At 66.1% G+C, this 9,498-nt stretch carries 5 protein-coding genes; 3 read left to right on the forward strand and 2 right to left on the reverse strand.

Features of this window, described 5'->3' with window-relative positions:
- Positions 1-99 precede the first annotated feature (99 nt).
- Positions 100-2,721: a GH92 family glycosyl hydrolase gene (locus tag AO501_RS17070; RefSeq protein WP_055578819.1), complete on the forward strand. Its 2,622-nt coding sequence runs from the start codon at positions 100-102 to the stop codon at positions 2,719-2,721.
- Positions 2,722-2,730: 9 nt separating this feature from the next.
- On the opposite strand, the gene AO501_RS17075 is transcribed toward AO501_RS17070, so the two are convergent.
- On the reverse strand, positions 2,731-5,106 hold the full coding sequence (locus AO501_RS17075) for a lysylphosphatidylglycerol synthase transmembrane domain-containing protein (RefSeq protein WP_055578820.1): 2,376 nt from the start codon (positions 5,104-5,106) through the stop codon (positions 2,731-2,733).
- A gap of 145 nt (positions 5,107-5,251) precedes the next feature.
- Between AO501_RS17075 and AO501_RS17080 the strand changes: the two genes are divergently transcribed.
- The gene (locus AO501_RS17080; RefSeq protein WP_055578821.1) at positions 5,252-6,199 is read left to right on the forward strand and encodes a class I SAM-dependent methyltransferase; all 948 of its coding nucleotides are present in this window, start codon (positions 5,252-5,254) and stop codon (positions 6,197-6,199) included.
- On the opposite strand, the gene AO501_RS17085 is transcribed toward AO501_RS17080, so the two are convergent.
- Positions 6,192-7,451 (reverse strand): metal-dependent hydrolase family protein, encoded by a 1,260-nt coding sequence (locus AO501_RS17085; protein WP_055578822.1) that lies wholly within the window; start codon positions 7,449-7,451, stop codon positions 6,192-6,194. The two genes, AO501_RS17080 and AO501_RS17085, sit on opposite strands and share 8 nt — an antisense overlap.
- Positions 7,452-8,116: 665 nt before the next feature.
- Between AO501_RS17085 and AO501_RS17090 the strand changes: the two genes are divergently transcribed.
- Positions 8,117-9,496: a methyltransferase domain-containing protein gene (locus AO501_RS17090; protein WP_063892880.1), complete on the forward strand. Its 1,380-nt coding sequence runs from the start codon at positions 8,117-8,119 to the stop codon at positions 9,494-9,496.
- Positions 9,497-9,498: the final 2 nt, after the last annotated feature.

The following is a 9,498-nucleotide window of genomic DNA, read 5'->3' on the forward strand; positions in this document are numbered from 1 at the left end:
CGAATTGCGTAATTGGTAGTCGGTATGTGTCAGAAACGTTGGGTGGGTCGTTTGACTGAAAAGGCCACTGGAATACCGCGCGTGCAGTAAGAGACATCTATGCGGTCCCGCAGGTCGCTGAGAGTCACCGTCGCCATTGTCGCGGCGCTGGCTCTCTTCGTGCCGTTCTTTCTGCTGTCGCCCACCGCCTATGACGGCGAACCCGCGGCGGTGACCAATCCGGTGGAACATGTCGACACTCTCGTGGGCACTGGTACCGGGGGCGACATCGTCGGGGAGATCAACAATTTCCCGGGTGCCACCGTCCCGTTCGGCATGGTGCAGTACTCACCGGACACCGTCCACAATTACGCCGGTTACGACCACGCCAACGAGCGTGCCACCGGATTCAGCATGACCCACGCCTCGGTCGGCTGTCCCGCCTTCGGCGACATCTCCATGCTGCCGACCACCAGTCCCGTCGGGTCACAGCCCTGGCGGGCGTGGGACCGAATCGCCCACGACAACACGGAGTCCGGTGTCCCGGGCTATTACACGGTGCAATTCCCCGATACCGGTGTCAAAGCCGAACTCACCGCCACGACCCGAACCGGGCTGGGCCGGTTCAGCTATCCGCGGGACAACCAGCCGGCGCTGCTGCACGTGCGCTCGGGTGCATCGCTGGCGGGCAACTCGCGCGCGGCCATTGCGCTCGGCGAGGACAACACCACGATCACCGGGTGGGCGACCAGCGGCTCGTTCTGCGACAAACAGAACACCTACACGGTGTACTTCGCGATGGAGTTCAACCAGCCGTTCATCTCGTACGGGACCTGGGACGGCTATTCGGTGTATGACGGTGCCCGCCAGGCGAATTCGCCGTACAGCGGCGGCTACGTGTTGTTTCCGGCGGGCGCCGTGCTCGAGGTGCGGACCGCCATCTCCTATGTGAGCATCGAGGGCGCACGGGCGAATCTGGCCGCCGAGCGCGGGACTTTCGACGGTGTCCGCGCCGCCGCGGCGAGCGCGTGGAACGATGCGCTGTCGCGGATCACGGTGTCCAGCCGCAGCCCCGGCGACGTGACGACCTTCTACACCTGCCTGTACCGGTCGTTGTTGCATCCCAACACCTTCAACGACACCGATGGCCGCTTCATCGGGTTCGACAGCGCGATTCACACGGTGGCACCGGGGCGTACGCAGTACGCCAACTTCTCGGACTGGGACACCTACCGCAGCCTGGCCGCGCTGCAAGGACTGCTGTTCCCGAAGGAAGCCAGCGACATGGCTCAATCTCTGGTCATCGATGCGGAGCAGAGCGGGTCGCTGCCCCGCTGGGCGCTGGCGAATGCCGCGACGAGCCAGATGACCGGCGACAGCGTGGTCCCGCTGATCGTGAGTCTGTACATGTTCGGGGCCAAGGACTTTGACACCGCGGCGGCCCTGCGTTTCATGGTCAGCGGTGCGACCCGGGGTGGTGCCGGTGTTGACGGCTACGTTGAGCGACCGGGTATCGGCGCCTACCTGCAGCTGGGATATGTCCCACAACTCACCGAGTTCGGGCCCGGCGCCTCGATCACTCTGGAGTGGTCCATCGATGACTTCGCCATCTCCCGATTCGCCGCCGCACTGGGTGAGGACGGGACCGCGGCCGAATTCCAGAACCGGGCACAGTACTGGCAGAACCTGTTCAATCCCACCACCGGTTACATCTCACCGCGCAGCCCCAGCGGCCTCTTCCGCGACGGCCCCGGGTTCCGGGAATCCACCTCGGCTTTCGGTCAGCCCGGTTACGACGAGGGCAACGCCGAGCAGTATCTCTGGCTGGTGCCGCAGAACGTGGCCGGCCTGGTGACCGCCCTTGGTGGGCGCAAGGCGGCCGCGGCGCGCCTGGACCGATTCACCAAACTCCTCAACGAGGGTCCCAACGAGCCCTACCTGTGGGCCGGTAACGAACCGTGCTTCGGCGTGCCGTGGCTGTACAACTACGTCGGTGAGCCGTGGCGGGCGCAGCGCACCGTCGACCGCGTCCGTGGGCTCTTCGGGCCGACGCCGGACGGCGCACCGGGCAACGACGATCTCGGCGCGATGTCCAGCTGGTACGTCTGGGCCGCACTCGGGATGTATCCGGTCACCCCGGGCACTGCATTGCTCAGCATCAACACCCCATTGTTCGATCGCGCCGTCATCGCCTTGCCGGCTGGGCAATCCATCAGAATCACCGCGCCGGGCGCCTCGGGTTTCAACCGCCTGAAATACATCAGGGCTCTGCGCGTCAACGGCGAACCGAGCGACCGGACATACCTTCCCGAGACTTTGATCCGTACCGGCGGTGAGCTCACCTTCTCACTCGGGTCGCGGCCGGACAGCTGGGGTACCGGCCCGTCCTCGGCACCACCGTCGTTCGGCGCGGGTAGTGCGGCGGTGACCGTCAACGTCGCGCGCCCGGTCGTCACGATCACACGCGGGACGACAGGCACGGTGAGGCTGGACGCCCAGCGGATGATCGAGGGGCCCCGCGACTACACGGTCACCGGTACGTCGTATGCGCCGGGAATCACGGTCAAACCGGCCTCCGGCCCCTTCGATGACGAGGGGGCCGCGAAGGTGGACGTCGCGATCACGGTGGCGCAGTCGGTTCCCGACGGGTACTACCAGGTCTACCTGACTACGAGCGTCGCCGGCAGCAGCAGATTCCTGACCGTCATGGTCGACGTCGCGGGGGCGGAGTCCGCCGAATGAGTCTGGCGCTCAGACCATCTCGTTCTTGGTGAGCCACCGCATCACCGGCCATCCCACGAACACCGGGAGCCAGCAGGTGAGCACCCGGTACAGCAGCACCGAGGGCACCCCGATGGCGGCGGGCACGCCGAAGGCGGCGAGCCCACCGATCAGCGCGGCTTCCACGGCGCCGACCCCGCCCGGCGTCGGTGCCGCTGAAGCCAGCGTTCCACCGACCATCGTCACCACCGTCACGGTGACGAACGTCGTCCCGCCGCCGAACGCTTCGACACTGGCCCACAACGCCAGCGCCGCGCCCAAAGTTGTTCCGGCGGCTCCCAATACGATCAGCCCGAGTCGCTTGGGCTCCCGAGCCAGATCGGTCAGGTCGCGGGTCACCTCGCCGACCTTCGGACGCAGTTCGGTTGCCAGCCAACGTCTCAGGTTCGGCACCAACAAGAAGGTGCCGATAATGCCCAGTGCCACACCGGCGATCAGGTACAGCACCGTGGCGTTGGGGACGAAATGCGAGAGATCGGTCGATGTCCCGGCCACCGCGCTGAACAAGATCAGCAACGCCAGGTGAACGATCACCTGCACCGACTGCTGCAGCGCCACCGCCGCGGTGGCGCGCAGCGCGGTCAGCCCGCCCTTCTGCAGGAACCGGGTACTCAACGCCAGGCCACCGACGCCGGCCGGCGTTGTGGTTGCCGCGAACGTATTGGCCACCTGCATGATTGACAGCTTCCAGAAGCTCACCGCGCCGTCGGCGCAGGCCCACAGCGCCCCGGCCGCACCGACGTAGGTCAGCGCCGACACCGACAGGCCCAGTAGCGCCCACCACCAGTTCGCCGTCCGAAGTTCGTGGAAGAAGGTCGGCACGGTGCTGATGAAGGGGTAGGCGACATAGACCAGAGCGCCGATCAACACCAGCTGGATGAACTGGCTGCGGCTGAACCGGGTGATGGTCTCGGTTTCGATTTCGTCGGCACCGGTCTGGCGCTTCACCTCGGCCCGCGCGTCGGCCATCACCGCTTTGGGGTTCGCCACCGATTGCCGGATACGTTTGGGCACAGCGGCTTTGGTCAGCCTACGAGAGGCGGTCAAGATGGTGTCCTTGCCGAAGGCCGAGATCGCCGCGCCGACCGCGGACTCCGCGTCATACAGCGCCGACGTCGTAACCAGGAGCTGGGCGATGTCGGACTGCAGCTGGGCATCGGTAGCGCCGTACTCAGCGGCGCCGAACCCGCCGAAGAGCACCTTGCCGTCGGCGACCGTGATCTCGTTGCAGCGCAGGTCGCCGTGCGAGATCTGGTGGTCGTAAAGGACGTGCAGGGATTCCCAGACACTGGTGACCGGTGTGTCGTTGGCGCATTCGTCGAGCGGAATGCCCTGCACGGGTTGGTGCGCGTACATCGTCCAGCCGCGATCCAGGGCGGCCAGCGCGATCGTGGAGGTGTTGGCGACACCGGTGTCGGCGATGGCGATCGCCATCAGCGCGCGATGCTCGACGGCGCGGCGCAGGGACGTTTGCAGGGGTGCGGTCTCCGAACCGCGCAGCCGCAATTTCCACCACACTTGGCGCAGCGCGCCGCCGCTGCGCTGATGCGGGCCGTACAACTCGACTGCCGCGCGGGCGGAGGGTTCGGTCGACTCGGCCGACAACACCAGCGGTCCCGGTCCCCCCGGGCGTATCACCAGGAGCCGCGACACCAGAAATCCGCGCCTGGCCATGGCTCGGACCGCGCCGTCCAGCGGCACCTCGAGCGCGGGCGTGCCGACCACCAGCACGACGAAAGCGCCGACGAACCAGCCCACCGAGAGTCCCACCACCGCGCGGGCCGGCACGATCGCACTCACCACGAGGTGGATTGGCACGAACGCCAGGAGCAGTGCCCACCACCAGTGCCGCCAGCGCGCCGGGAGCCAGGGTCCGGACACGGTCAGCACCGCCGCGAGCATCGCGATCCAGCGCGGGTCATCGAGAAACTGGGCCGGCACGGTGGTGAGCTTGTCGTTCAGGTCGAAGTGCCACCTCGGCGCGGCGATGCGGTTGCTGCTGATCGACAACGGGAGAACTGCCATCAGTGCGGCGGCCCCGTATGCGCCCAGGAGCTTCCATTGGCGGGACAGGATCAAGCCGATCAGGATCACGAACGGCAGCGCCAGGATCGCGATGCCGTACACCAGGTACACCAGGTCGGACTGGGTCGGGGTGAGGACCCCGACGATCTCGGAGATCGACTTCTCCAGCGCGACCCAGCGAGGACGGGTGATCAGGGAGCTGGTCACCACCGCCACGAGGGCGACGGCGGCGAGGGCGAGCCGGATGATGTCGTTGGTGCGGCGGGTCAGCGGTTGCAGCAGGCTGCCGGACACGGTGATGTCGCGGCCGTCAACTCGCATGTGCAGGGGTCCTTTGAGGTCCTTGTGATCCGTCTTCCGAATTGCCGCTGTCGTCTGTTCTACGACAACTTAACGTGCCGGCCGGTTCACATCCTGCTCACGTAGTGTCGGCACAGTCGTGTGTTGGGGAGTAGGAGGACTGGGCGTGGTGCGAACCGAGAACGACACCTGGGAGATCACCGAGAGTGTGGGGGCGACGGCGCTGGGCGTTGCCGCGGGCCGGGCGGCGGAGACCGAGAGCGACAATCCGCTGATCAGCGACCCGTACGCGCGGATTTTTCTGGATGTGGTCGGCGACGGAATCTGGAACTGGTTTGCCACGCCGGACCTGCCCGACGAGCTGGTCGAAGCGGAGCCGCAGCTGCCCGTGCAGATGCAGTCGATGGTGAACTACATGGCCTGCCGGACGGCTTTCTTCGACACTTTCTTCCTGGACGCGGCCCGCGCCGGCGTGAGCCAGATCGTGATCCTGGCGTCGGGTCTGGATTCGCGGGCGTGGCGGTTGCCCTGGCCGGACGGTACGACCGTCTACGAACTCGACCAGACCAAGGTGCTGGAATTCAAATCCTCAACGCTGGCCGAGCACGGGGCAGAGCCGACGTGCTCTCGCGTCGCCGTCGCGGTGGACCTGCGCCACGATTGGCCGGCGGCATTGCAGCAGGCCGGGTTCGATCCTTCCGCCCCGAGCGCCTGGTCGGTAGAAGGGCTACTGCCGTATCTGCCGGCCGCCGCCCATGAGTTGCTGTTCGAACGAATCCAGGGCCTTGCCGCACCCGGCAGCCGGATAGCCGTGGAGGCGCCGGGACCGGATTGGATGGATGAAGGTGTGCGGGCGCGGCGGCGGGAGCGGATGGACCGGCTGCGCGCGGTGATGGCCAAGGTCGAACCGGACCGCGAGATGCCGCGGACCGACGAGCTGTGGTACTTCGAGGAACGCGAAGACGTAGGTGAATGGTTGCGCAGGCACGGCTGGGACGCGACGGTGACGCCGTCCCCCCAGTTGATGACCGGCTACGGACGTGGTGTGCCCGAAGGGGTGGAGGACACCTCGCCGCGCACCCAGTTCGTGTCAGCGGTGCGTTCGGCTAACTGACTGCGCCCTTCACGAGCCGGCCGTCCTTGATGATCGCGGTGAACGCCTCGTCCGGCCGGGCGATCAGCGAGATGTCGGCCACCGGGTCGCCGTCGACGAGGATCAGGTCTGCCAGAGCGCCCTCGGCGACCACGCCCAGTCGCCCCGGATAGGGGTTGCGCGGGCCGGACATGGCGAGCAGTTCGGCGTTGCGGACGGTGGCCTGCTGCAGCACTTCGGCGGGAGTGAACCAGCGGGTCAGCTTGGCCAGCTGGGCGCCCTGGCGTTTGGCGAGTGCGGCGTCGAACAACGTGTCAGTGCCGAAAGCGATCTTGACGTTGTGCTTGATGGCCAGCTCGTAGGCGGTGTCTGTGCCGGTGACCATCTGCTGGAACTTGGGCACATTGCCGGGCGGCACCGTCACGGCGTCTTCGTCGTCGAGAAAGGGTTGCAGGCACCACCACACGTCCTTCTCGGCCAGGAGTGCAGCCGTCTGGTCGTCGATGAGATGCCCGTGTTCGACGCAACGGACGCCGGCGGCCACCGCGGTGCGGATCGCCCGGGGCGTGTAGGCGTGCACGGTGACGTACGTGCCCCAGTTCTCCGCGGCCTCCACCGCGGCGCGCATCTCGGCCTCGGTGAACTGGGCGACGTCGAGCGGGTCGTACGCCGAGGCGACGCCTCCGCCGGCCATCAGCTTGAGTTGGGAGGCGCCCCGGCGGAGCATCTCGCGCGCCCCACGCAACACTTCTGCTTCGCCGTCGGCGATCACGGCTGCCCCGATGATCTCGATGTAGCTGAGGTGGCCGCAGATGCCGCGGGGCACCTCGTGCGGCATCCGGAAGTCGCCGTGCCCGCCGGTCTGCGAGATGAAGCCACCGGCCGGGTAGATGCGCGGGCCGAGAATCGTGCCGTCGTCGATCGCCTGTTTGATGCCGAATACCGGGCCACCGAGGTCGCGGACGGTGGTGAAGCCGCGCAGCAAGGTCTCCTCGGCACTGACCACAGCCCGGGCGAAGACGTAACCGAGTTCGCTGACCTGGGCCACCAGCGCCGAGATGGTGGTGAACATCGCGTGCCAGTGTGCGTCGATCAGGCCGGGCATCAAGGTCTTTCCCGTGCCGTCGATCTTCGGGCCGATGTCGTCGCCGTCGGGCGGCGTGATCGACTCGATGAGGTTGTCTCTCAGAGTGACGTCCTGCGGCCCGGTGATCCGGCCCTCGATGCTGTCGAAGATGTTGACGTTCGAGATGCGGAGCGCGTCGGTAGTCATCTCATCCAGTGTCGCCCAGGGCGGGGCGGGTGGACGCGCGGGCTGTGGTGTGTCGGCCGTACACCATGAGCTGAGCCGTACGTGTTCGTCGCATGACAGACGTTTAAATCCACGTCAAGACAAATCGTTCGCAGGATATCGAAAACCATTGTCGCCACTACTTTTTGATGGTATTCGTTGTCGAACCTGCTACGGACATCAGGCCCGAGCTGCAATCCGATTCGCTTTTGCGGGCCATGAATAGGTGAGCTGATGTGTTGCTTTTTCGACCCCGGATTTCTCGGTATGGTGAGCCTGCGATACCAACCTTTCCGCAGTGTGATCGGTTGGTGGAAAGGGCATCGGCACGACCATTCGTCAGGCTCCCGGCATCGGCCCACTGCGTGCGGCCTGCCAATACCAAAGATGGCCTTAAGTGAAGCGCTGGGTGTCGTTGACAAACGGCACAGTACGCCCCGCCGCGGAAAATGATCAGGCGGCCATTGTAGGCGGCCATCGTAGCGGCCATTGTAGACGCGGACTCGGCGCCAGGATGCCCGTCGAATTCGAATCTGTTGGCGTGAAACGCGGCAACTGAAAGTAGGTCTGACATCGCAAACGCGACAACCGGACGGGTCGCCACCAATGCGATTCGCCGAGGATTCGACCGCGGATTCACAGAGAGCATGACGCGGGACTTCTACGACTCGGAGGACGCCACGTATCGCACGTTCTGGGATCCCGATGGAAGCTTGCACTGGGGCATCTTCGAGGACCACAGCACCGGGTTCCTCGCCGGCTGCCGGCGGTGGAACGAGGAGATGCTGCTCGCCGCCGGGATCGGGCCGACATCGCGTGTGCTCGACCTTGGTTGCGGCAACGGGTCCGTCGCCGCCTGGCTGGCGCGAGAAACCGGCGCGGCCGTTACCGGGATTGACCTGAGCGCCGTCCGGATCACCAGCGCCCGCGGCCTTGCCGCGGAGAATCCGGACCTGCGCCTCGCATTCACCATCGGGTCAGCGGCGGCGCTGCCGTTCGACGACGGCGCGTTCACCCACGTCTTGAGCCAAGCCGCTCTCTACCACGTACACGCGCGCGAGACGGCGCTCGGCGAGGCGATGCGAGTGCTCGAACCCGGTGGCATCTTCGCTTTCGACGATCTGGTAACGCCCGTCCGACCGGTGACTAGGCTCGCGCGCGAGGTGGTCTACGACCGGCTTCTGTTCGAGCCCACGTTCTCGGCCGACGACTACGTCGACGCCCTCGCACGGCACGGCTTCGTCGTCTACGAAACCCGTGATCTGAGCTCGCATCTCGCCCGCAGCTATGAACTCTTGTCGGACCGTGCGCGGCACTTGTGCCCGAGCCTGGCCAGAGCGTATCGGCGAATCCCTGAAGTAGTGCAAAGCGGGCACGTGGGCTGGAGTTTCTTCCTCTGTCAGAAGGTCGTCGGCAAGCTCGCGTGGATTTACCAGCCGGACCGATGGCTGACCCTGGAGCAGAAGTACGACGCTTGGGCCCCGAGCTATGACGCTGACCTGGGCAGCAGCTATCTCGAAAATCCTCGCCGCGCCGCTGCGCTGCTGTCCCGTTTCCTGCCTGCTGGCGCCGGCCCGCTACTCGATGCGGGAGCCGGCACCGGACTCGTCGGCGAGGAGCTGCGCAGGCTGGGACATACCGATCTCACCGCGCTCGACAGATCCGGGGGGATGCTCGCGCATGCGCAGGCCAAGGGGGTATACCGCTGGCTGGTGCACGGGACACTGGCCGAGGCGCCGAGCCTGTTTCCCGAACGGTATTTCTCTGCCGTCGTTGCAGTGGGGGTATTCACCTTCGCGCACGCAGAAGCCACCGATCTCGCCGCGCTGGATCGGATTCTCGAGCCGGGTGGGTTTCTCGTCATAGCCGTCAGCGCCGATTACCTCTCTCGATGCCGCGCGCTGAGCAACACGCTCGGCGATCTCGGGTACGAAGTCGTCGGACGCGACTCGTACGACATCTTCGACGGCGAGCCCATGAACGTCTTGGCCTACCAGAAGCCCAACCCGATCGTGGGGGTCGCCTGATG

Source organism: Mycobacterium gordonae (assembly GCF_001417955.2).
GTDB classification, from domain to species: Bacteria; Actinomycetota; Actinomycetes; order Mycobacteriales; family Mycobacteriaceae; genus Mycobacterium; species Mycobacterium gordonae_B.

Excerpts from the sequence above, each read along its gene's own strand:
- AO501_RS17090 (WP_063892880.1), top strand. The coding sequence starts at position 8,117 with ATGACGCGGGACTTCTACGACTCGGAGGACGCCACGTATCGCACGTTC.
- AO501_RS17070 (WP_055578819.1), top strand. The coding sequence starts at position 100 with ATGCGGTCCCGCAGGTCGCTGAGAGTCACCGTCGCCATTGTCGCGGCG.
- AO501_RS17075 (WP_055578820.1), bottom strand. The coding sequence starts at position 5,106 with ATGCGAGTTGACGGCCGCGACATCACCGTGTCCGGCAGCCTGCTGCAA.
- AO501_RS17085 (WP_055578822.1), bottom strand. The coding sequence starts at position 7,451 with ATGACTACCGACGCGCTCCGCATCTCGAACGTCAACATCTTCGACAGC.